Annotated in this window: 20 protein-coding genes and 1 pseudogene; 9 read left to right on the top strand and 12 right to left on the bottom strand. The window is 72.7% G+C overall.

What is annotated here, in order from left to right; all coding sequences use genetic code 11:
* The first annotated feature begins 167 nt into the window (after positions 1 to 167).
* Positions 168 to 1334 carry a hypothetical protein gene (locus tag N8I84_RS21135; protein WP_263230953.1) on the top strand — a complete coding sequence of 389 codons (1167 nt, stop codon included), beginning with the start codon at positions 168 to 170 and terminating at the stop codon, positions 1332 to 1334.
* Positions 1335 to 1404: 70 nt separating this feature from the next.
* Here N8I84_RS21135 and N8I84_RS21130 read toward each other — a convergent pair whose 3' ends face one another.
* The 6 genes and pseudogenes from N8I84_RS21130 to pdhA all read right to left on the bottom strand — a co-directional run bounded on the left by N8I84_RS21130 (position 1405) and on the right by pdhA (position 8599).
* The gene (locus tag N8I84_RS21130) at positions 1405 to 2385 is read right to left on the bottom strand and encodes an NAD(P)H-quinone oxidoreductase (protein ID WP_263230952.1); all 981 of its coding nucleotides are present in this window, start codon (positions 2383 to 2385) and stop codon (positions 1405 to 1407) included.
* 135 nt (positions 2386 to 2520) lie between these two features.
* A pseudogene (locus N8I84_RS21125) lies at positions 2521 to 4022 on the bottom strand (molybdopterin molybdotransferase MoeA).
* Complete coding sequence (locus N8I84_RS21120) at positions 4019 to 4906, bottom strand: molybdenum cofactor guanylyltransferase (RefSeq protein WP_263230951.1); 888 nt, start codon at positions 4904 to 4906, stop codon at positions 4019 to 4021. The pseudogene N8I84_RS21125 and the gene N8I84_RS21120 overlap by 4 nt, the downstream one beginning before the upstream one ends.
* A 152-nt stretch (positions 4907 to 5058) precedes the next feature.
* The gene (locus tag N8I84_RS21115) at positions 5059 to 6453 is read right to left on the bottom strand and encodes a dihydrolipoamide acetyltransferase family protein (protein ID WP_263230950.1); all 1395 of its coding nucleotides are present in this window, start codon (positions 6451 to 6453) and stop codon (positions 5059 to 5061) included.
* Positions 6453 to 7457 carry an alpha-ketoacid dehydrogenase subunit beta gene (locus N8I84_RS21110; RefSeq protein WP_263230949.1) on the bottom strand — a complete coding sequence of 335 codons (1005 nt, stop codon included), beginning with the start codon at positions 7455 to 7457 and terminating at the stop codon, positions 6453 to 6455. The genes N8I84_RS21115 and N8I84_RS21110 overlap by 1 nt, the downstream gene beginning before the upstream one ends.
* The gene (gene pdhA, locus N8I84_RS21105) at positions 7454 to 8599 is read right to left on the bottom strand and encodes a pyruvate dehydrogenase (acetyl-transferring) E1 component subunit alpha (RefSeq protein ID WP_263230948.1); all 1146 of its coding nucleotides are present in this window, start codon (positions 8597 to 8599) and stop codon (positions 7454 to 7456) included. The genes N8I84_RS21110 and pdhA overlap by 4 nt, the downstream gene beginning before the upstream one ends.
* Before the next feature lie 189 nt (positions 8600 to 8788).
* Between pdhA and N8I84_RS21100 the strand changes: the two genes are divergently transcribed.
* Entirely contained in the window at positions 8789 to 9274 is a 486-nt protein-coding gene (locus N8I84_RS21100) for an Lrp/AsnC family transcriptional regulator (protein ID WP_263234840.1), read from the top strand.
* 46 nt (positions 9275 to 9320) lie between these two features.
* Here the strand turns inward: N8I84_RS21100 and N8I84_RS21095 are convergent, their stop codons facing one another.
* Complete coding sequence (locus N8I84_RS21095) at positions 9321 to 9911, bottom strand: TetR/AcrR family transcriptional regulator (RefSeq protein WP_263230947.1); 591 nt, start codon at positions 9909 to 9911, stop codon at positions 9321 to 9323.
* A complete protein-coding gene (locus tag N8I84_RS21090; RefSeq protein WP_263230946.1) occupies positions 9908 to 11422 on the bottom strand; it encodes a 3-hydroxyacyl-CoA dehydrogenase in 1515 nt (504 codons plus the stop codon). Before N8I84_RS21090 ends, N8I84_RS21095 begins: the two co-directional genes overlap by 4 nt.
* 173 nt (positions 11423 to 11595) lie before the next feature.
* On the opposite strand from N8I84_RS21090, the gene paaN reads away from it, so the two are divergent.
* Positions 11596 to 13287, top strand: a complete 1692-nt coding sequence (gene paaN, locus N8I84_RS21085; RefSeq protein WP_263230945.1) for a phenylacetic acid degradation protein PaaN — start codon at positions 11596 to 11598, stop codon at positions 13285 to 13287.
* Positions 13288 to 13301: 14 nt separating this feature from the next.
* Here the strand turns inward: paaN and N8I84_RS21080 are convergent, their stop codons facing one another.
* Genes N8I84_RS21080 through N8I84_RS21070 form a run of 3 tightly spaced genes read right to left on the bottom strand, consistent with a single transcriptional unit; the run spans position 13302 to position 16186 of the window.
* Entirely contained in the window at positions 13302 to 14072 is a 771-nt protein-coding gene (locus N8I84_RS21080) for a TrmH family RNA methyltransferase (RefSeq protein WP_263230944.1), read from the bottom strand.
* Positions 14073 to 14093: 21 nt separating this feature from the next.
* The gene (locus N8I84_RS21075) at positions 14094 to 15317 is read right to left on the bottom strand and encodes an HTTM domain-containing protein (protein WP_263230943.1); all 1224 of its coding nucleotides are present in this window, start codon (positions 15315 to 15317) and stop codon (positions 14094 to 14096) included.
* Positions 15317 to 16186 (bottom strand): DUF5819 family protein, encoded by an 870-nt coding sequence (locus N8I84_RS21070; protein WP_263230942.1) that lies wholly within the window; start codon positions 16184 to 16186, stop codon positions 15317 to 15319. Before N8I84_RS21070 ends, N8I84_RS21075 begins: the two co-directional genes overlap by 1 nt.
* A gap of 296 nt (positions 16187 to 16482) precedes the next feature.
* Between N8I84_RS21070 and paaA the strand changes: the two genes are divergently transcribed.
* From paaA to N8I84_RS21040, 6 genes are all read left to right on the top strand, one after another.
* Positions 16483 to 17478 carry a 1,2-phenylacetyl-CoA epoxidase subunit PaaA gene (gene paaA / locus N8I84_RS21065; protein ID WP_263230941.1) on the top strand — a complete coding sequence of 332 codons (996 nt, stop codon included), beginning with the start codon at positions 16483 to 16485 and terminating at the stop codon, positions 17476 to 17478.
* A complete protein-coding gene (gene paaB / locus N8I84_RS21060) occupies positions 17475 to 17762 on the top strand; it encodes a 1,2-phenylacetyl-CoA epoxidase subunit PaaB (RefSeq protein WP_037614825.1) in 288 nt (95 codons plus the stop codon). The genes paaA and paaB overlap by 4 nt, the downstream gene beginning before the upstream one ends.
* Positions 17759 to 18478: a 1,2-phenylacetyl-CoA epoxidase subunit PaaC gene (gene paaC / locus N8I84_RS21055; protein ID WP_263230940.1), complete on the top strand. Its 720-nt coding sequence runs from the start codon at positions 17759 to 17761 to the stop codon at positions 18476 to 18478. The genes paaB and paaC overlap by 4 nt, the downstream gene beginning before the upstream one ends.
* Entirely contained in the window at positions 18472 to 19014 is a 543-nt protein-coding gene (paaD, locus tag N8I84_RS21050) for a 1,2-phenylacetyl-CoA epoxidase subunit PaaD (RefSeq protein WP_263230939.1), read from the top strand. The genes paaC and paaD overlap by 7 nt, the downstream gene beginning before the upstream one ends.
* Positions 19014 to 20078 carry a 2Fe-2S iron-sulfur cluster-binding protein gene (locus N8I84_RS21045; RefSeq protein WP_263230938.1) on the top strand — a complete coding sequence of 355 codons (1065 nt, stop codon included), beginning with the start codon at positions 19014 to 19016 and terminating at the stop codon, positions 20076 to 20078. Before paaD ends, N8I84_RS21045 begins: the two co-directional genes overlap by 1 nt.
* A gap of 126 nt (positions 20079 to 20204) precedes the next feature.
* A complete protein-coding gene (locus N8I84_RS21040) occupies positions 20205 to 21341 on the top strand; it encodes an acyl-CoA dehydrogenase family protein (RefSeq protein WP_263230937.1) in 1137 nt (378 codons plus the stop codon).
* 114 nt (positions 21342 to 21455) lie between these two features.
* On the opposite strand, the gene N8I84_RS21035 is transcribed toward N8I84_RS21040, so the two are convergent.
* Positions 21456 to 21785, bottom strand: coding sequence for a rhodanese-like domain-containing protein (locus N8I84_RS21035; protein WP_103837348.1), 330 nt, complete (start codon positions 21783 to 21785; stop codon positions 21456 to 21458).
* Positions 21786 to 21854: the final 69 nt, after the last annotated feature.

Below are 21854 nucleotides of genomic sequence, written 5' to 3'. Positions count from 1 at the left end.
CACAACCGACAGTTCGGCCTCCGTGCCTCGCGTCAGTGCAGCGGGGGCGCGCCGGGCGACGTATGGCGTACGGCGTAGGGCGCACGGCCGAGATGCCGGACACCGGGGTCCGTGTGACGCTGGTGCCGTTGATCTTGCCACCCGAGTAACGGGAGGGGGTCACTCGCGTGACTCCATGGCCTCGTCCGCCGTCCAGGTTCCGCACGCTCCGCGCGGCCGTCCTGCCACCGGTGCTCACCACCACGGCCGTCTGCGGTCTGTACGGCATATCCGCCTGCGCCCTCGCGTCCGCGGAGGGGCTCCGGCCCGCGTACGGCATACGTGCCGCCTCGCACACCACGGGCGCCGTGCGTCAGGCCGGGGCCAGGAGCCCCTTCCACCGCACGTACGTCACCCGAATCGCCTATCCGGCCCACGAGTCCATAGCCCCGCCCACGGACACCGCGCACACCGCCTCGGCTCCGCCGACCCGCGCCTCCGCCCCGGAGGACACCCCCTCGGCTCCGCCGACCCGCGCATCCGCCGCCACGCACACCCTCTCGGCACCGCGGGCCCACACCGCCTCCCCTGGGCGCACAGCCACCGCCGTCCCCGCCAGGTCCGACCCGGCGGCCGACGCCCCCGCAGCGAAGGGCCCGGCGTTCGGCACGGCGGCCGACGACACTGCCGCTCCCCTGCACACGGCATCCGCGATACCGACGCGCGGGCCCACGCCCGCGCCCACCGCGTCCACCCCACCCGCCCGCACAACCCAGTCCGGACCCGAGAAGCCCCACGGTTACGATCGGTCCCACGACGAAGACACACCGCAGAGCCACGAGAAGCCACAGGACCACACCGGGCCGGAGGGACACGCCTCGCCGCAGCGCCACGACAATCCCCACCGCCCCCACCGGCGCCAGGACCCCGCGCAGTCATCCACCGCCGGACGCCCCGCCGACGATCCGGACTCCGCCGATCCCTCGCCCGACTCCTCCCGGGCCGGCAATTGGGCCGGCGAGGGAAGGGTGCGGCCCGGACGGCCGGATCCGGAACCGCCGGACGAGGACGACGAGCCGACCTACACGGACCAGGACCCGCCGTCACCGCCGGAGCAGACACCGGACCCGACAGACCGCGACACCGCAGACCCGACCACCGGCACGGAGCCGTCCCTCGATGCGGCCGACCCCGCGGAAGCCTCGCCCAGCCCCTCGCACGGCGCCGCCGGCTCCGCCCGGGAGACCTCCGCCTCGCAGCCCGTGTCCCAGATCCTTCCACTCGGCAGCGGCCTGGTCCTCATGGGCCTCGGCCTGGCGCTCGCCCTCCTCGCCCTGCGCCTGCGTCGCGAATGACCCCGGGGCCGCCCCCACCCCCACACGACCGGGGCCCCCACGGCGCCACCATCGCCCCGGACGACCACGCCTACGGCGCCACCAGCAGTACCTTCCCGATGTGCCCGCTCTCCTCTAGCACCCGGTGGGCTTCGGCCGCGTCGCTCATCGGGACCTCACGGTCGACGATCGGGCGCACGTCCCCTGAGGTGATCAGCGGCCACACGTGCTCCCGCACCGCCGCCACGATCGCCGCCTTCTCCCCGAGCGGCCTCGCCCGCAGAGAGGTCGCGGTGATCGCCGCCTGCTTGCGCAGCAGGGTGTTGATGTTCAGCTCGCCCTTCACCCCGCCCTGCAGACCGATGATCGCGAGACGCCCGTTCACCGCGAGCGCTTGAACGTTGCGGTCCAGGTACTTCGCACCCATGTTGTCGAGGATGACGTCGGCACCCGCCCCCGCCGTGGCCTGCCGGATCTCCTCCACGAAGTCCTGTTCGCGGTAGTTGATCAGCACGTCCGCGCCCAGCTCGGCGCAGTAGTCCAGCTTCGCCTTGGTGCCTGCCGTGACCGCGACCCGCGCGCCCACCGCCTTGGCCAGCTGGATCGCCATCGTGCCGATGCCGCTGGAGCCGCCGTGCACGAGCAGCGTCTCGCCCGGGCGCAGATGGGCGACCATGAACACGTTCGACCAGACCGTGCAGGTCACCTCGGGCAGCGCGGCGGCGTTCCGCAGATCGAGCCCCTCGGGCACGGGCAGCAGCTGACCGGCCGGCACGGCCACCTTCTCGGCGTATCCGCCGCCCGCGAGCAGCGCGCACACCTCGTCGCCGACGGCCCACCCGGAGACACCGGGGCCGAGCGCGGCGATCCGCCCGGAGCACTCGAGCCCGGGGTACGGGGATGCCCCGGGCGGCGGGTTGTAGAAGCCCTGCCGCTGGAGGAGATCGGCCCGGTTGACGGCGCCGGCCACCACGTCGACCAGCACTTCGCCCTCGGCGGGTACGGGATCGGGGACCTGGGCCCACACCAACGCCTCGGGCCCACCGGGTTCAGGAATCGTGATCGCGTACATGAGGGGGACGCTACTCCTCACGGATGGGCCCCGCCGACTCCCCGCGCGGGCGCCCGACGGCATCCCGGCCTCAATGTTTCACGTGAAACACTCCCCGCTCTGGATCAGCCCGAGGTGAGCTCACCCAGAGCGAGCTCACCCCGCCAACGCCCAGGGCAGGTCGAGCAGTTCCACTTCCTGGCCGGGTTCCGCGCCACCGGGCGGCACCACCGCGAGGGCGTCCGCGGCGGCGATGCCGCGCAGCATGGCGGGGCCGTGGTAGTGCAGCGGCACGGCCTGGTCGGCACGTAGGACGACGGGGATGAGCCGCGTGTCGTGCGGGTGACCGTGAGCGGAGTCCTTCAGGGGCAGCGTGTACGGCTCCGGTGCCATGCGGCCGGAGAGGGTTCGCAGCAGCGGCTCGGCGAGTGTGAGCAGGCCGGAGACGGCTGCGAGGGGGTTTCCGGGCAGACCGACGAGGTGCCGGCCGTCCTGGATCCGCGCGAGGAGCATGGGGTGACCCGGGCGGACCTGTACGCCGTCGACGAGGAGTTCGGCGCCGACACGTCGCAGGGTGGGGTGGACGTGGTCGACGGGGCCCGCAGCGGTGCCGCCCGTGGTGACGATCAGGTCTGCCGTCGAGGACGTCACGGCCTCATGCAGGGCATCGGCGTCGTCGCCGAGCCTGCGGACGGCCGTCACATCGGCGCCGAGTGCGCGCAGCCACGGCGGCAGCATCGGCCCGAGCGCGTCCCGGATCAGCCCGTCCCTGGGCAGGCCCTCGGTGAGCAGCTCGTCGCCCAGCACCAGGACTTCGGCGCGCGGCCGGGGCAGCGTGCACAGGGTGTCGTAACCGGCGGCGGCTGCGAGTCCGAGGACGGCGGGGGTGACGTGGGTGCCCGGGGGGAGCAGGTGCTCGCCGACGCGGCACTCCTGGCCGCGCGGCCGGATGTCCTGACCCTGCTCGAGTTCTCGGGTGGCGTGCAGCCGTCCCTTGTCGTCGGTGCGGCCGTGCTCGGTGCGCAGGACGGCGGTGGTGTCCGGCGGGATGCGGGCACCGGTGGCGATCCGCACGGCCTCGCCGTCGCCGAGGGGCGCCGGCTCGGCGTGCCCGGCAAGGACCCCGTGCTCCCGCACGTCCCAGGGGCCGGGACCGGCGACCGCCCAGCCGTCCATGGCGGAGGTGTCGAAGGAGGGGAGGTCGGTGAGGGCGGTGAGCGGCGCGGCGAGAACCAGGCCGAGTGCCGCGTCGAGGGGCACGTCCAGGGCTGGGCGGCGCGGAGCGGAGCGGGCGGCGCGCTCGGCGACGGCACGGGCCTCGGGCCACGGCTTGGCGTGGTGCCGGGAGGGGGTGGGGCGGAGGCGTCGGTGCCCGCCGGGCGGTCCTGGGTGCCGGGGTGCCGCGTTGTGCGCGGACCGGGCTCGGACGTACGCGCCTCGGGACCGGCAGCGGGCGGCCCGGGCTCTGGGGCGCGCGGATCCGGGTCCCGGACGAGGGCGAGGGCCTCTTCGAGGTCCCGGTCGTGCTGGTCCTGCGGTGAACGGGCGGGGCGTGCCTGCGGACGGCTCGGCTCGCCGCTCTCGTTGGCCACGGCCAGCGCCTCCTCCACGTCGCGTTCCTCGGTGTCCAGGTGTCCCTCGGCGCCCCGCCCGGTCATCCGGCGCCCGGCCTGTCCTCGGCGGTGTCCTCGTCGGCCCACCGCAGGGCCAGCGCGGCGGCCTTTCGGGCGGCTTCGGCGACCGCCTCGGGGCCGCCCTTCGCCTGCGCGGCGGCGTAGCCGACGAGGAACGTCGTCAGCGGGGCCGCGGGGCGGGCGACCCCGTGCGCGGCGTCTCGGGCCAGGTCGAGGAGGACGCCGGTGTCGACGTCGAGGTCGATGCCCAGTTCGTCCTTGACTGCGGAAATCCATTCATCCAACACGTGCCCATGCTCCCTGATCCGTGATCGGGCGGTGGCGATGTCGTCCCAGGTGTCGCAGTCGAAGGACGCGACGGGGTCGGAGATACGGGTGAGGTCCAGCCCGGCGACCAGGCGCCGCAGCGGAAGGCCGGTGAGACCGGTGTGCTCGGTGGTGAGCCGTGCCAGCTCGCGGCGCAGTGCCGCTGTGCGGTAGGCGGCGACAAGGGGCTGATCACGCCCCTCGGGGTCGGTGAGCACCGCCCCTTCGGCGCCGCTCGCCCGGAGGGCGTCCAGCAGCCGTCGTACCGTCCGCTCGGTGAGGAACGGCAGGTCGGCGGAGAGTACGACGGCGTCCGCGGCGGTGGTCCGCTTCAGGCCCGCTTCGAGCGCGGCCACAGGTCCGGCGCCGGGCGGCTCCTCCCGGGCCCAGACCACGGGGCGCGCGGTGGGCCGGGCACCGGCGACGACCACGGTGGTGGCCGCGTCGGCGCACGCCGCCAGTACCCGGTCCAGCAGCGCCCGTCCGCCGACGAGCACACCGGGCTTGTCGGCGCCGCCGAGCCGCCGGGCCGCACCGCCCGCGAGCACGACGGCGTCGTAGCCGTCGCGGCGTGGGTCACCCGGGGGCCGGTACGCGGTCATGCCCCCGAGTATGGGCGCCGCATGGATCAATGCCACCCTCGGGGACCTCGGCCGTGCGCGACGGATCACTGACACGGCGCCGACCGGCCCGTCTCGGGGGCGAGGCGGCCGGGCCCGTTTCCCCAGGGCGTGCGCCCGGGCCCGGCCGTCACTCAGAGGGTGCGCAGCAGCACCGCGGGCTGTTCCACACAGTCCGCCACGTACCGCAGGAAGCCGCCTGCCGTGCCGCCGTCGCACACCCGGTGGTCGAAGGTGAGCGAGAGCTGCACGACCTGCCGCACCGCGAGCTCCCCGTCGTGCACCCAGGGCTTGGGGACGACACGGCCGACACCGAGCATGGCCGCCTCGGGGTGGTTGATGATCGGTGTCGAGCCGTCGACGCCGAACACCCCGTAGTTGTTCAGCGTGAACGTCCCGCCGGTGAGGTCCGCGGGGGTGAGGGTCCCGGCTCGCGCGGCCTCGGTGAGCCGTGCGAACTCCGCGGTCAGCGACTCGGCGTCCCGCGAGTGCGCGTCGCGTACGACGGGGACGACGAGCCCCCGCTCGGTCTGTGCGGCGAACCCGAGGTGCACCTGGTCGAGCCGGACGATCTCCCGGGCCTCCGTGTCGACGGTGGCGTTGAGTTCCGGGAACCGGGCGAGCGCCGCGGTGCAGATGCGGGCCAGCAGCGCGAGCAGGGAGATCTTCGGGCCGCCGGCCGCGTTCATCGCCGCCCGCGCGCGCATCAGCTCGGTCGCGTCGGCGTCCACCCAGCAGGTCGCGTCGGGGATCTCGCGTCGGCTACGGGAGAGCTTGTCGGCCACGGCACCGCGCACGCCCTTGAGGGGGATACGGGTACCGGCACGGGGCTCGGGGCGTTCGAGGAGAGCCGTCTGGGGTGCCGGAGCGGTCACCGTGGTCTTCGGCGCCTCCTCGTGGGCCGCCGTGGTCCTCAGGGCACCCTCCACGTCCGCCCGCAGGATCAGTCCGTCGGGTCCGGACCCCGTCAACCGCCGCAGGTCCAGGCCGTTCTGGCGGGCGAGCCTGCGGACCAGCGGGGAGATGACCGGGACGGGGCCGTCAGGGCGCTCCGGGACGGCGGGACGGCGCGTTCGCGGTGGAGAGGCGGACACGGGGGGCTGGGCGGCGGGCACCTGGCGCGCGGTGGCGGGCTCAGCCGTGCGACGGCCTTCGGACGGTTCGCCGTCCGTGGGCCGTGCTCCGGGCCGCGGCGGTCGCACCCTGCGGCGGCGCGCCGGGGCCGCCGACGTGCCGTATCCGACCAGCACGTTCCCGGACGACTCCGCCGCGGGCTCCGCTGGGGCGCCTACGGCGACCGTCAACAGCGGTGCCCCGACCGGCAGTTCCGTACCCTCCTCGCCATAGCGGGCCGTGACCACACCGCCGTAGGGGCAGGGCACCTCGACCATCGCCTTGGCCGTCTCCACCTCGACGACCGGCTGGTCGACCGCGACGACGTCCCCGACCTGCACCAGCCAGCGGACGATCTCCGCCTCGGTCAGGCCCTCCCCGAGGTCCGGCAGCCTGAACTCCAGCACCTGGGCCATCAGCTCCCCGCCTCCCACTGCAGGCGCCCCACGGCGTCCAGGATCCGGTCGACGCCCGGCAGGTGGTGCCGCTCCAGCATCGGCGGCGGATAGGGGATGTCGAAACCGGCCACCCGTAGCACCGGCGCCTCCAGATAGTGGAAGCAGCGCTCCGTCACGCGCGCGGCGATCTCCCCTCCGGGACCGCCGAACCCGTTCGACTCGTGCACCACCACGGCCCGGCCCGTGCGGCGCACGGACGCGGTCACCGTCGCGTCGTCGAACGGCACCAGGGACCGCAGGTCCACGACTTCGAGGTCCCAGCCCTCGGCGCGCGCCGCCTCGGCCGCCTCCAGGCACACCGGCAACGACGGACCGTACGTGATCAGCGTGGCGCTCCGGCCCGGGCGCCGCACCACCGCACGGCCTATCGGCTCGACGGCCTCGGGCTCCTCGGGGTTCCAGGTGTCCTTGGACCAGTACAGCCGCTTGGGTTCCAGGAAGACGACCGGGTCGTCCGAGGCGATCGCGGCCCGCAGCAGCCCGTAGGCGTCGGCGACGGTCGCCGGCGTGACGACGTGGAGGCCCGGAGTCGCCATGTAGTACGCCTCGGAGGAGTCACTGTGGTGCTCCACACCGCCGATGCCTCCCCCGTAGGGAACACGGACGGTGATCGGCAGCGGCATCGCGCCACGGGTCCGGTTGCGCATACGCGCGACATGGCTGACCAGTTGCTCGAACGCGGGGTACGCGAACGCGTCGAACTGCATCTCGACGACCGGCCTGAGGCCGTACATCGCCATGCCGACGGCCGTGCCGAGGATGCCCGCCTCGGCGAGCGGCGTGTCCGTGCAGCGGTCGTCGCCGAACTCCTTGGCGAGCCCGTCGGTGACGCGGAAGACACCGCCGAGTGTGCCGACGTCCTCGCCCATGACGTGCACGGACGCATCGGCCGCCATGGCGTCGCGGAGCGCCCGCGTCAGGGCCTGGGCCATGGTGGCCGGCTTGAGGGCCACGGTCGTCATCGCCCGGCTCCTTCCGGTCCCGCGGCCTCCGCGTCCAGCTCAGCCCGCAACTGGGCTTCCTGCTCCATCAGTTGGGAGGTGGGCTCGGCGTACACGTTGGCGAAGAGCTCCCTCGGGTCGAGCGCCGGGTCCTGGTTCATGCGCGTGCGCAGGTCGGCGGCCATGGCCTCGGCGTCCTCGCGCGCGGCCCGCATCCCGTCCTGGTCGAGCAGTCCGCGGTCCGTCAACTCCCGTTCCAGCAGCACGATCGGGTCGTGGTCGCGCCAGGCCTCGACCTCGGCGTCGGCGCGGTAGCGGGTCGCGTCGTCGGCGTTCGTGTGCGCGTCGAGGCGGTACGTCACCGCCTCGACGAGCGTGGGGCCGCCACCCTCGCGCGCGTGCGCCACGGCGTCGGCCAGCACCTCGTGCACCGCGGCGGCGTCGTTGCCGTCGACCAGGCGGCCCGGCATGCCGTAGCCGACCGCCTTGTGGGCGAGGGAGGGCGCGGCGGTCTGTTTGGCGAGCGGCACGGAGATCGCGAAGCCGTTGTTCTGGACCAGGAAGACGACCGGTGCCTGCCAGACCGCGGCGAAGTTCAGGGCCTCGTGGAAGTCGCCCTCGCTGGTGCCGCCGTCGCCGACCAGGGCGAGCGCCACCACGTCGTCGCCCTTCAGGCGTGCGGCGTGGGCGAGGCCCACGGCGTGCGGCAACTGGGTGGCGAGCGGGGTGCACAGGGGCGCCACGCGGTGCTCGTAGGGGTCGTAGCCGGTGTGCCAGTCGCCGCGCAGCAGGGTCAGGGCCTGGACGGGGTCGACGCCGCGGGCGACGGCGGCGAGCGTGTCGCGGTAGCTGGGGAAGAGCCAGTCGCGTTCCTGCAGGACGAGCGCCGCGGCGACCTGGCAGGCCTCCTGCCCGGTGCTGGAGGGGTAGACGGCCAGGCGGCCCTGCTTGGTCAGCGCCGTCGCCTGCGTGTTGTACCGGCGTCCGCGCACCAGCTCGGCGTACAGCCGGCGCAGCAGCTCGGGGTCGGCCTTTGCGGCGGCCTCGGTGCCGAGGACGCGGTACGGCCGCGCGTCGGGCAGCAGCGGTGCGGGATCGGTACGGGGCTGCCAGGCGGGCGGCGGGGTCGGCCGGTAGGCACCCCGCTGCTCCATGACCGTCATGACGGCACCTCCTCGTGGGAGCGGCTTCAGGCGCGCCACGGGAGTGATGCGCCTCACCTACCGATTGTTCGGTCGACAGCACATTTTGGCTACAGGCCCCTCCAGGCTGTGGACAAACGGTTCTCCACACCCTGAGATGGACGCAGTACGTCCATGGTAGAGAGGCGGGGGTACATGGCATCTGAACAAATGGCCGAGCCCGCGGAGCACAGTCCCGTTCCGCCGTCCCCGCGCCCTCTCGACGCCATCGACCGGGACATCCTGCAACTGCTCCAGGCGGACGGCCGTGCCTCCATACGGGCGGTCGCCGAGCGCGTCCACGTCTCACGCGCCAACGCCTACGCGCGGATCAACCGGCTCATCGAGGACGGGGTGATCCGCGGCTTCGGGGCCCGCGTCAACCACGAGCGCGCCGGTCACGGCACATCGGCCTACATCACCCTGAAAATCGTCCAGAACTCCTGGCGCACCGTCCACGAACAGCTGCGCAGGCTTCCCGGCGCCGCCCACATCGCCCTGGTGGGCGGCGATTTCGACGTCCTGCTGCTGGTGCACACACCGGACAACCGGGCGCTGCGCGAGCTGGTCCTCACCCGGCTCCAGGCGATCCCCGAAGTGCTCAGCACGCGCACGCTGCTGGTGTTCGAGGAGGAGGACGTGGAGCCGGAGGGCTAGGGGCCTCTCTTTCGGATCAGGTCGCCGTCAAGCCGCCAAGGCGCGTTCAGGACTCCTTGCGGAGCCCGCCGAAGGCCAGCCGCGCGACCGCGTCGGCCACTTCCCGCTCGCCCATGCCGCGCCCGTCGGGCCGGTACCACTCCACGATCGAGTTGATCATCCCGAAGACGAGCCGCGTGGCGAGCCGCACCTCCACGTCGCCGCGCACGTCCCCGTCGGCGGCGGCCGCCTTGAGCAGCTCGGCGACCCGGTGGTCGAACTCGCGGCGCCGCTCCAGCGCCCACCGCTCGGTGCCGGTGTTGCCGCGCACCCGCAGCAGCAGCGTCACATACGGCAGTTCGGCGGTGAGCACCTCGACCATGCGCCTGACGACGTACTCCAGCCGCTCCACCGGGCGCCCCTCGCGCGCGTGCTCCTCGTCGAGGATCCCGAACAGGCCGTCCAGGGCGCGGCTGACGGCGCGGCGCAGCAGCTCCTCCTTGCCGGCGACGTGGTGGTAGATCGACGACTTGGAGATGCCCGCCGCCTTGGACAGGTGCTCCATGGAGGTGCCGTCGTAGCCGCGCTCGTTGAAGACCTGCACCGCGACGGAGAGCAGGCTCTCCGGGGTGTACGTGTCGCGCTTGGCGGTGGTCATGAGGTGCCCTCCCGCTTCTCGGAGGCGTACGCGTGGCGGTAGAGCGCGAGGGACGGGGCGTACCGTCCGGAGGGGTCGCGCAGATGCAGGTCGTCCAGGACGTCGTAGGCCCAGCCGCGGCCGAGCCTGCGGCTCCACTCGAAGGGACCGAGGGGGTAGTTGACGCCGAGACGCATCGCGGTGTCGATGTCCTCCTCGGTGGCCACGCCCTTGGCGACGGCGTCGTGCGCGAGGTCGATGATGCGGGCCACCGTGCGGGCGACGATCATGCCGGGCACGTCCCCGATGACGCTGACGTCCTTGCCGAGCGCCTGGAAGAGCCCGGTCGCCTCGGCCAGGGTCTGCGCGGAGGTGTCCTGGGAGGCGGACAGGGCGATGCGGGTCGCCCTGCGGTAGTCGAGCGCCAGGTCGAAGTAGACGACGTCGCGGAACTCCACGGAGGTCTGGCCGTCGGCGAGGACGAGCTGGCCGCCGCTCGGCAGTACCAGGCGCGTGCCGTGGTCCTCGTCCTCCTCACGGACCCCGATACCCGCCTCCCGGATCAGCGCGAGCAGCTCCGAGGCGGGGCCGAGGTCGCCCTCGGCGACCACGTACGAGGGTGCCTGCGCCTTCTCCGCGGTGTGCGGTTCGGGCCGCTCGGCGCCGTCCGCGTAGTCGTACCAGCCGCGTCCGCTCTTGCGGCCGAGCCGGCCCGACTCGACCAGCCGCCGCTGCGCGAGCGAGGGCGTGAAGCGCACGTCCTGGAAGAAGGAGTCCCAGACGGAGCGGGTGACGGATTCGTTGACGTCCTGCCCGATCAGGTCGGTCAGCTCGAAGGCGCCCATCCGGAAGCCGCCCGACTCGCGCAGCACGGCGTCGATCGTGGCCGGGTCGGCGGCCTGCGCCTCGTACACCGCGAACGCCTCGGCGTAGAACGGCCGCGCGATGCGGTTGACGATGAAGCCGGGGGTGTCCGCGCAGGCGACGGGGGTCTTGCCCCAGGCGCGGGCCGTCTCGTACGCGCGCGTGGCCGACGTCACGTCGGTGGCGAACCCGGAGACGACCTCGACCAGCGGCAGCAGCGGCGCCGGGTTGAAGAAGTGCAGCCCGACGAAGCGGCCCGGGCCCCTGAGGGCACCGCCGATCGCGGTCACGGACAGGGAGGAGGTGTTGGTGGCGAGCAGGCAGTCCTCGCCGACGATGTCCTCCAGCTCCCGGAACAGCTGCTGTTTCACCTCGAGGCGTTCCAGGACCGCCTCCAGCACGAGCGCGCAGTCCGCGAGCTCGGCCAGGCTCTCGGCGGGCAGGAGGCGGGCCAGTGCCGCGTCGCGCTCGGCGCCCGTGAGCCGGTCCTTCTCGACGAGCCGGTCGAGGCGCGCGCCGATCGCCGCGGCCGCCTCGCGGGCGCGGGCGGGGACGGCGTCGTACAGCCGCACCGGGTGGCCTGCGACCAGCGCGACCTGGGCTATGCCCTGGCCCATGGTGCCGGTGCCCACAACGGCCACGGGACTGCTGAGGTCGAGTGCTGTCATGTGCGCGATCCTCCCGCACGGGGTTGTCCACGGATGCGGCGGACCCCCTTGTCCACAGATACGCCGGACACCCTTGTCCCGACCGATCGTTCGGTTACTCTAACCCTGTCCGGCTGTTCCTGCCCAGGTCACGAGCTCAAGGAAGAGCTCTCAAGACGAGGAGTTGGTCCCGCATGGCCGCCGAACTCACCGCGCACCAGCTGATCACCCAGCACCGGCCCACCCTCGACCAGGCGCTGGAAGCGATCCGTACGCGCGCGTACTGGTCCCCCCACCCCGAGCACCCCAAGGCCTACGGTGAGAACGGCAGCCTGGACGCGGCCGCCGGCAAGGCCGCCTTCGAGGCGCTCCTCGGCTCCCGCCTCGACCTCGGCCAGCCCGGCACGGACGACTTCACGGGCGGCGAGGTCTCCCCGTACGGCATCGAGCTGGGCATCACCTATCCGCACGCTGACATCGACGTACTGCTGCCCGCCATGCGCGCGGGTCAGAAGGCGTGGCGCGACGCGGGCGCGGAGATGCGCGCGATGGTGTGCCTGGAGATCCTCAAGCGCATCAGCGACCGGACGCACGAGTTCGCGCACGCGGTCATGCACACCAGCGGCCAGGCCTTCATGATGGCGTTCCAGGCGGGCGGCCCGCACGCACAGGACCGCGCCCTGGAGGCGGTGGCGTACGCGTACGCGGAGCAGGCCCGCACACCCGACACCGCGGAGTGGACCAAGCCCCAGGGCAAGCGCGACCCGCTGGCGCTGACCAAGACCTTCAAGGCCGTGCCGCGCGGTATCGCGCTGGTCATCGGCTGCAACACCTTCCCGACGTGGAACGGCTACCCGGGCCTGTTCGCCTCCCTCGCGACCGGCAACGCGGTGCTGGTCAAGCCACACCCGCGCGCGGTGCTGCCTCTCGCGCTCACGGTGCAGGCGGCCCGCCAGGTGCTCGCCGAGGCCGGCTTCGACCCGAACCTGGTGGCGCTGGCCGCCGAGCGCCCCGGGGAAGGCATCGCCAAGGCACTGGCCGTCCGCCCGGAGATCCGGATCATCGACTACACGGGCTCCACGGCATTCGGCGACTGGCTGGAGGCCAACGCCCGCCAGGCCCAGGTCTACACGGAGAAGGCCGGCGTCAACACGGTGATCGTGGAGTCGACCGACAACTACAAGGGGATGCTGTCCAACCTGGCGTTCTCCCTCTCGCTGTACAGCGGCCAGATGTGCACCACCCCGCAGAACCTGCTGATCCCCCGGGACGGCATCACCACCGACGACGGCCCGAAGTCGTACGACGAAGTGGTCGCCGACCTGGCGAAGGCGGTCGACGGCCTGCTGGGCGACGACGCGCGGGCGAACGCGCTGCTCGGCGCGATCGTGAACCCGGACGTCAAGGCGCGCCTGGAGGCGGCGGCCGGGCTCGGCGAGGTCGCCCTGGCCTCACGCGAGATCTCCAATGCGGAGTTCCCGAAGGCCGTCGTCCGCACACCGGTCGTCGTCAAGCTCGACGGCGCCAAGCCGGACGCCGAGGCCGCCTACATGAGCGAGTGCTTCGGCCCCGTCGCCTTCGCCGTCGCGGTGGACTCGGCGACGGACGCGGTGGAGCTGCTGCGGCGCACGATCAGGGACAAGGGCGCGATGACCGTGGGTGCGTACACCACCTCCGAGGAGGTCGAGCAGGCCGTCGAGGAGGTCTGCCTGGAGGAGTCCGCCCAGCTCTCGCTCAACCTGACCGGCGGGGTGTACGTCAACCAGACGGCCGCCTTCTCCGACTTCCACGGCTCGGGCGGCAACCCGGCGGCCAACGCGACCCTGTGCGACGGGGCGTTCGTGGCGAACCGCTTCCGGGTGGTGGAGGTGCGCCGGGAGTCGTAGGCCCTGGCGACGGCTCAGGCGGATGCGCCCCCGGTCGCGCTCCAGTGGTACAGCGTCATGGCCACGCTGGTCGCGAGGTTGTAGCTGGAGACCTGGGGGCGCATCGGCAGGGACACCAGGTGGTCGGTGCGGGCGCGCAGCTCGGCGGAGAGGCCGGTGCGCTCGGAGCCGAACGCGAGCACGGCGTCGTCGGGGAGTTTCAGCCCGCGGATGTCGTCGCCCTCCGGGTCCAGCGCGAAGACCGGGCCGGGCGGCAGCTCGGCCACGGTCAGCCGCTCCACGGCGGTCGCGAAGTGCAGCCCCGCCCCGCCGCGGACCACCGTGGGGTGCCAGGGGTCGAGTGTTCCGGTCGTGACCACCCCGGTCGCGCCGAAGCCGGCCGCCAGCCGGATCACGGCGCCCGCGTTGCCCAGGTTGCGGGGGTTGTCGAGGACGACGACGGGGGCGGTGCGGGGCGTGCGCCGCAGCGTCTCCAGGTTGGTCTCGCGCGAGGGGCGCTCGGCGAGGGCCGCGACCCCGGTGGGGTGCGGGCGCGGTACGAGGGCCCGGTACGCGTCGTCGGGGACCTCCGTCAGCAGCGTGTCCAGGGTGTCCCGTACGTCAGGGGCGAGCTCGTCGGCCAGGGCGAGTGCCGCACCCCGGTCGGTGGTGACGGCGACCGGCACCCGGGCGTGGAAGCGGACCGCGTGCTTGAGCGCGTGGAAACCGTCGAGCAGCACGCAGGAGGCGGCGAGCCTGTGCCAGGTGGTCAGCGGGTCGGTGGCGCCGCGGGACGGGTCGGTCATGCTGTGCAGCCTACGTGCGGCTCAGGCCGACGAGCCTGCCTGTGCGGGCTCGGTCGGCTCCTCGGTGGGCGGCCGGTGCGGGCGCGGGCGAGGCAGCGCCGGGGCGACACGGCCCGCGGCCAGGCGCTCGCGCGCGCGTGACGCCCAGCCGCCCAGTCTGAGCAGGAAGGACGTGGGCAGGAACACGGCGTCGGCGGCGATCATCGCCAGGGAGAAGAACGGCAGCCCGAGGACCACGGCGATCACCGCGTGCTCGGTCATCATGCACGCCAGCAGGACGTTCTTCACACGCCGGTTGAAGAGGGTGAACGGGAACGCGACCTGCGCCGCGACCGTCCCGTACGTCACCAGCAGCACCAGCGTGCCCTGCGAGGACAGCAGGTCGGACAGGGCGGGCCAGGGCGAGAAGGAGCTCAGGTGCAGCGGGTAGTAGACAGCGGTGCCGTCCTGCCAACGCGAGCCCTGGATCTTGTACCAGCCGGCCGTCGAGTAGATCAGACACGCCTCGGCCATGATCACGAGCAGGGCGGCGTTGTGCACGAGGTTGGCGACGACGTCCAGCAGGATGCGGGGCTCGCCGTGCGGGGCGCGCCGGACGACGCACCACCACAGGCCCTGCACGCCCCACAGCCCCCAGTACACGGCAAGCCAGCCGGCGCCGAGCCGGCCCGCACCCGTCGCCAGGGCCAGCACGAGGCCGAGCACACCCCACAGCACGGGCCCCGCCCGGTCGGGCCGGGGCCGCTCCCCACGCGCGCGTACCGCACGGGCGCGCCGTTCGCGTCGCTCGTCCAGCGACCACACCTGTCCGCAGCGCGTGAAGACCAGGTAGATCGCCATCAGGTGGATGACGTTGTCACCGCCGTCACCCATGAACACGCTGCGGTTCTGCAGCGACAGCACGCCCACCATGAACAGCACGGACATCGCGCGGGTGCGCCATCCGACGAGGAAGAGGGCGCTCGACAGCACGGCGAGGGCGTACACGGCCTCGAACCAGACCTGGCTGCCTGACCACGTCAGGATCGTGAAGGCGTGGTTGTCCGCGATGAGCTGCCGGGCCAGGTCCCAGCTCCACGGGCCGTCGGGTCCGTACATCTCCTGGCGGTGGGGGAACTCCCGCAGCAGGAACAGCAGCCAGGTGGCCGCGAAGCCGATGCGTACGACCGCGGTCTGGTACGGGCCGAGGGCGGCGTCGGCGACTCGGGCGATGCCGCGCGCGACGGACAGGGCGACACGGTTCATCAGACGCTCGCCCCCGTCCGCTCGCCGTCCGGAAGCGACCACCACGGCAGCCGGCGGTACACGGGCGTGCTGGGCACCTGTTCGTCGCTCCACTTGGGCGGCGGCACGTCGGTGGTGCGGGAGCGGACCTGGACGCTTTCGAGGGTCTCGCCGCGGCCTGCCGCGTGCTCCCGGTCGAGACGCACGACCACCACGCGGCGCAGATAGTTCTCGGACAGGGCGCCGCGCAGGCCCGCGGGGCGGTTCTCGCCGTCGTGCGAGGCGACGTAGAAGTCCCAGGCGCGACGCAGTTCGTTCTGCTGGGTGTGGCTCGGCAGAAGATTGCCGTGGATGGCGTCGCCGTCGAGCGCCGACAGGTCGTACCAGCCGGTCGTGCGCTCTGAGCCGTCCCGGGTGCGCACCTCGGCGCGGACCTGGACGTCGATGTTCTGCTGCAGCGGGTTGGGAGCGAACAGCTTCCAGTTCTGTTCGAACTCCGGGTAGATCCAGTCGTCGATCGCCTTGCCGTGCTTTTTCGTGAGTGTGTTCGGGGGCGCGACGTGCAGGAACACCATGCCCAGATGCACACAGGCGGCGACCGCGACGACCGCGAGCACCAGAGCGGCGGCGACCTGGTAGCGGAGCGAGAGGGCGGCTATGCCCGTGCGGGGTGCGGGAGCCGGGAAGGCGGATTCCGGGGAGGGGCCTTCCGGGGAGGGGCCTTCCGATGAGGCGGCGGGTTCGGGGGGAGGGGCACCCCCGGCGTCCCTCTGTCCCTCGTGCTCCTCTGTGATGTCCGTCATGGCGCCCTCGGGCAGGGGGGACACCGGGTCGGCGCAGTCGCCCGGCCGACCCCGCCGGGCGTCCGGTCCCTTGTCGTACGCGTCCATCCCGCCCCGTCTCCCGAGCTCTCCGGCCGTGGTTCCGCCGCCGTACCGCCGGCCGGGCACCACCTGCCTTTTCCGCGGCGGCCCGCCGGCTCGCCTCACCCGTTCGCAGCACACCGGGGATGCGCACCCGGAACGGTACTCAGCCCCGCCCGCCCCGCACAGCCCGATCGGCACAGCGGACGGACGGTCGCCGCAGGTCGTCCACAGCGGTTGACACCCTACGGCGCCCCGCCTCACCATTGAATCGACCGGACCGAACGATCGGTCGGGAATAGGCGAGTGGTCAGGGGGACCGCATGGCGACAGCAGCAGCGCACCGGCCGGCCCGCGCGGACGGCACAGCGGCGGACGCGACGGCGTACGAGGCCGTGTTCGACGCCGCCGTGGCCGCCGACGAGCGCATCGAGCCCCGCGACTGGATGCCCGACGCCTACCGCGCCACCCTCGTCCGGCAGATCGCCCAGCACGCGCACTCCGAGATCATCGGCATGCAGCCGGAGGCCAACTGGATCACGCGCGCTCCCTCGCTGCGCCGCAAGGCGATCCTGATGGCCAAGGTCCAGGACGAGGCGGGCCACGGACTGTACCTGTACGGCGCGGCGGAAACGCTCGGCACCAGCCGCGACGAACTGCTCGACAAGCTGCACACCGGCCGCCAGAAGTATTCATCGATCTTCAACTACCCGACGCTGACCTGGGCGGACGTCGGCGCCATCGGCTGGCTCGTGGACGGCGCCGCGATCACCAACCAGGTGCCCCTGTGCCGCTGCTCCTACGGGCCGTACGCGCGCGCGATGGTCCGCATCTGCAAGGAGGAGTCCTTCCACCAGCGCCAGGGCTACGAACTGCTTCTGGCCCTGAGCCGAGGCACACCGGAGCAGCACGCGATGGCACAGGACGCGGTGAACCGCTGGTGGTGGCCGTCCCTGATGATGTTCGGCCCGCCCGACGACGAGTCCGCCCACTCCGCGCAGTCGATGGCCTGGAAGATCAAGCGGCACTCGAACGACGAACTGCGCCAGCGCTTCGTCGACATCTGCGTCCCCCAGGCGCAGTCCCTGGGCCTGACCCTCCCCGACCCGGACCTGAAGTGGAACGAGGAGCGCGGGCACCACGACTTCGGGCCCATCGACTGGACGGAGTTCTGGGAGGTCCTCAAGGGCAACGGCCCCTGCAACGAGCAGCGGCTGACCCAGCGCAAGCAGGCCCACGAGGAAGGCGCCTGGGTACGGGAGGCAGCCGCGGCGTACGCGGCGAAGCACAACGGCGGAACGGGAGCGCAGCACGCATGACGAACACCGACTGGCCCCTGTGGGAGGTCTTCGTGCGCTCACGCCGCGGCCTTTCACACACCCACGCCGGCAGCCTGCACGCCCCGGACGCCGAGCTGGCCCTGCGCAACGCGCGCGACCTGTACACCCGGCGCGGCGAGGGTGTCTCGATCTGGGTCGTGCCCTCCGCCGCGATCACCGCGTCCTCGCCGGACGAGAAGGACCCGTTCTTCGAACCGGCCGCCGACAAGCCGTACCGCCACCCGACGTTCTACGAGATCCCGGAAGGGGTGAAGCACCTGTGACCGTCACCGCGCACACCGCGGCCGCCCTGGCCCTCGGCGACGACGCCCTGGTGCTCTCGCACCGCCTGGGGGAGTGGGCGAGCCACGCGCCGGTACTGGAGGAGGAGGTCGCCCTCGCCAACATCGCCCTCGACCTGCTGGGCCAGGCCCGGGTGCTGCTGTCCATGGTGGGCGACGAGGACGAGCTGGCGTACCTGCGCGAGGAGCGCGCCTTCCGCAACCTGCAGCTGGTGGAACAGCCGAACGGCGACTTCTCGCACACCATCGCCCGCCAGCTGTACTTCTCGACCTATCAGCGGCTCCTGTACAGCGAACTCGCCGCCGGGGACAGCGAGTTCGCCGGCCTCGCCGCCAAGGCGGTCAAGGAGGTCGCCTACCACCAGGACCACGCCGAGCAGTGGACGCTGCGGCTCGGCGACGGCACCGACATGAGCCATGAGCGGATGCGTCGCGCGTGCGAGGCGCTGTGGCGGTACACGGGAGAGATGTTCCAGCCGGTGGAGGGTGTGGACGTCGACTGGACCGGCATGGAGCGGGCCTGGCTGGACTCGGTCGGCGACATCCTGCGCCGGGCCACCCTCGAAGTCCCCCAGGGGCCGCGTACCGGGGCGTGGACCGCGGGCGCGGGACGGCAGGGCCTGCACACCGAACCGTTCGGGCGGATGCTCGCCGAGATGCAGCATCTGCACCGCAGTCACCCGGGAGCATCATGGTGACCGCGACGGCCCTCGAAGAGGAACTGCGCCGGCTCGCCGGCTCCGTCCCCGACCCCGAGCTGCCCGTGCTCACCCTGGAGGAGCTGGGCGTTCTACGGTCCGTCCATGTGCGCGGCACGGACGCGGTGGAGGTCGAGCTGACCCCGACGTACACGGGATGCCCCGCGCTCGAAGCGATGTCCATGGACATAGAGCGGGTGCTGCGCGAGCACGGCGTACGGGAAGTCCTCGTACGCACGGTCCTCAGCCCCGCCTGGTCGACGGACGACATCTCCGAGGAGGGCCGCCGCAAACTGAAGGAGTTCGGGATAGCACCCCCACGCGTCCGCGGACGGCACGCGTCGGGCCCGGTGCCCGTGGACCTCGGTCCCACCCGTACCGTCGCCGACTCCGCCCAGGCGGACGCCCCCGTGCACTGCCCGTTCTGCGGGTCCGCCGAGACCGAGCTGCTCAGCCGTTTCTCGTCCACCGCATGCAAGGCGCTGCGCCGCTGCCTCGCCTGCCGTGAGCCGTTCGACCACTTCAAGGAGTTGTGATGGCCCGGTTCCACCCGCTCCCGGTGGCCTCGGTGGAGCGGCTCACCGACGACTCCGTGGCCCTGACCTTCGCCGTGCCGCCCGCACTGCGCGAGGAGTACCGGCACACGCCCGGCCAGCACCTGGCGCTGCGCCGGACCGCCGACGGCGCGGAGATACGGCGTACGTACTCGATCTGCTCCCCCGCGCCGGCACCGGACGAAGAGGGCCCGCGCACGCTGCGGGTCGGCGTGCGGCTGGTCGAAAGCGGAGCCTTCTCCACCTACGCGCTCAAGGAGATCGCCGAGGGCGACGAACTGGAGGTGATGACACCGGCAGGACGGTTCACGCTCGAGCCGGCACCCGGGCTGTACGCGGCCGTGGTGGGCGGAAGCGGCATCACCCCCGTGCTGTCGATCGTGACGACACTCCTGGAGCGGGAACCCGGCGCGCGGTTCTGCCTCATACGCAGCGACCGCACGACGGCCTCGACGATGTTCCTGGAGGAGGTCGCCGACCTCAAGGACCGCTACCCCGAGCGGTTCCAGCTGGTCACGGTGCTCTCCCGGGAGGAACAGCAGGCGGGACTGCCCTCCGGGCGGCTCGACCGGGAGCGGCTGGCCCGACTGGTGCCGGCGCTGCTGCCGGTGGAGGAGGTCGCCGGCTGGTTCCTGTGCGGACCGTTCGGGCTGGTGCAGTCGGCGGAGCGGGCGCTGCGCGGGCTGGGAGTGCCGCGGACGCGGATCCACGAGGAGATCTTCCATGTGGACGACGGACCCGTGGCCACGCCGTCCGCTCCGGCCCCCGCACACAGCAGGGTGACCGCGCGGCTCGACGGACGCGGCGGCACCTGGCCGGTCCAGGACGGCGAGTCGCTGCTGGAGACGGTGCTGCGCAACCGTCCCGACGCGCCCTACGCCTGCAAGGGCGGAGTGTGCGGCACCTGCCGGGCCTTCCTGGTCTCCGGCGAGGTACGGATGGACCGCAACTTCGCGCTCGAGCCGGAGGAGACGGAGGCCGGATATGTGCTGGCGTGCCAGTCGCATCCGGTCACGGAGACGGTGGAGCTGGACTTCGACCGGTGAGCGTTCCCCCGCGGAGACGTTTGCCAGGCGTTCCCGGGAGGGCCTGTCCGCTGACCGTTCCCTTCTTCTAGAACCTGTTCTATCTTGACGGACCGTCAGATCAGCGGACCGCCAGGAGGACAGGCCGTGGACTTCACCTTCAGCGAGGAGCAGCAGGCGGCAGTCGAAGCGGCGAAGGCCGTGTTCGCCGGGGTCGCCCCGGACGGGGTGCCCAGCCCCGCACTGACCGCCGGCGCCGTCGCCGACGACTTCGACCGGACGCTGTGGACGCGGCTCGCCGACGCGGACCTGCTCAGCCTGCTGCTGGACGAGGAGTACGGCGGCGCGGGTCTCGACCCGATCGCCCTCTGCCTGGTGCTGCGGGAGTCGGCCAAAGTGCTCGCACGGGTGCCGCTGCTGGAGAACACGACGGCGGCGGTCGCCGTACAGACCTACGGCAGCGCCGAGTTGAAGGAGGAACTACTCGCACGGACCGGCCGGGGAGAGACGGTCCTCACCATCGCCGCACACGGCCGGACCGGGCACGACCCCGCCGACCTGGCGGTGGTGGCACGGCAGGAGGGCGGCACCTGGGTGCTGGAGGGGACACAGACGGCGGTGCCCTGGGCATACAACGCCGACCTCATCCTCGTACCGGCCCACACCGACGATTCCGGCCGCGCCGTCCTCGCCCTGGTGCCGCGCACGCACGAGGGTGCCGTTCTGGCCGAGCAGCTCTCCACGACCGGGGAACGGCTCGCCGAGCTGCGGCTGGACTCGGCACGGATCGCCGGCCGGTATGTGCTCGACACCGAGGGGGCCTGGGAGTGGCTGCGCCTGCTGCTCACCACTGGTACGTGCGCGCTCGCGCTCGGTCTCGCCGAGGCCGCGCTGAGGATGACCAGCGAGTACGCCGGCAAGCGGGAACAGTTCGGCCACCCCATCGCCACATTCCAGGCGGTCGCAGTGCAGGCCGCCGACCGATACATGGACCTGCGCGCCATGGAGGCCACACTCTGGCAGGCCGCGTGGCGCATCACGTCCGGCACGACGGGAACGCTGCCGACGGCCGGGGACGTCGCGGTGGCGAAGATCTGGGCTTCGGAGGGCGTACGGCGGGTGGTGCAGACCGCGCAGCATCTGCACGGCGGCTTCGGCGCCGACACCGACTACCCCCTGCACCGGTACCACGCCTGGGCCAAGCACCTGGAGCTGTCACTCGGCCCGGCGGCGGCACACGAGGAGAGCCTGGGCGACCTGCTGGCGGCGCACCCGCTGGGTTGAACGGGGGACGCCCCCGCTCGCAAAAGTCCCGGCCGGACTACAGCACGACGTCCGGGGGACGCACTGCGCCCCACGCCCCAGGGCCGGCCTGCGGCACGACCTCCCGGCGCCGGACTACAGCACGATGCCGGGCTCGCCCTTGGCGTCCACGACCGGCCGGCCCTCGGCGGCCCACACCTGCATGCCGCCGTCGACGTTCACCGCGTCGATGCCCTGCTGGACCAGGTACATCGCCACCTGAGCCGAACGGCCCCCGGAGCGGCAGATCACATGCACCCGTCCGTCCTGCGGCGCCGCCTCGGTGAACTCTCCGTAGCGCGCGACGAACTCGCTGAGGGGGATGTGCAGCGCCCCCTCCGCGTGACCCGCCCGCCACTCGTCGTCCTCGCGGACGTCCAGCAGGAAGTCGTCGTCCTTGAGGTCCGCGACCTCGACCGTGGGCACACCAGCTCCGAAATGCATACCCCGACGCTACCCGACGCCGACGCGGACGTGCCCGCCATCGTCGACCGC

The sequence above is a fragment of the Streptomyces cynarae genome, assembly GCF_025642135.1.
Classification (GTDB): domain Bacteria; phylum Actinomycetota; class Actinomycetes; order Streptomycetales; family Streptomycetaceae; genus Streptomyces; species Streptomyces cynarae.
Note: the sequence above shows the minus strand (reverse complement) of the source record. Positions and strands in the feature narration are given on the sequence as shown.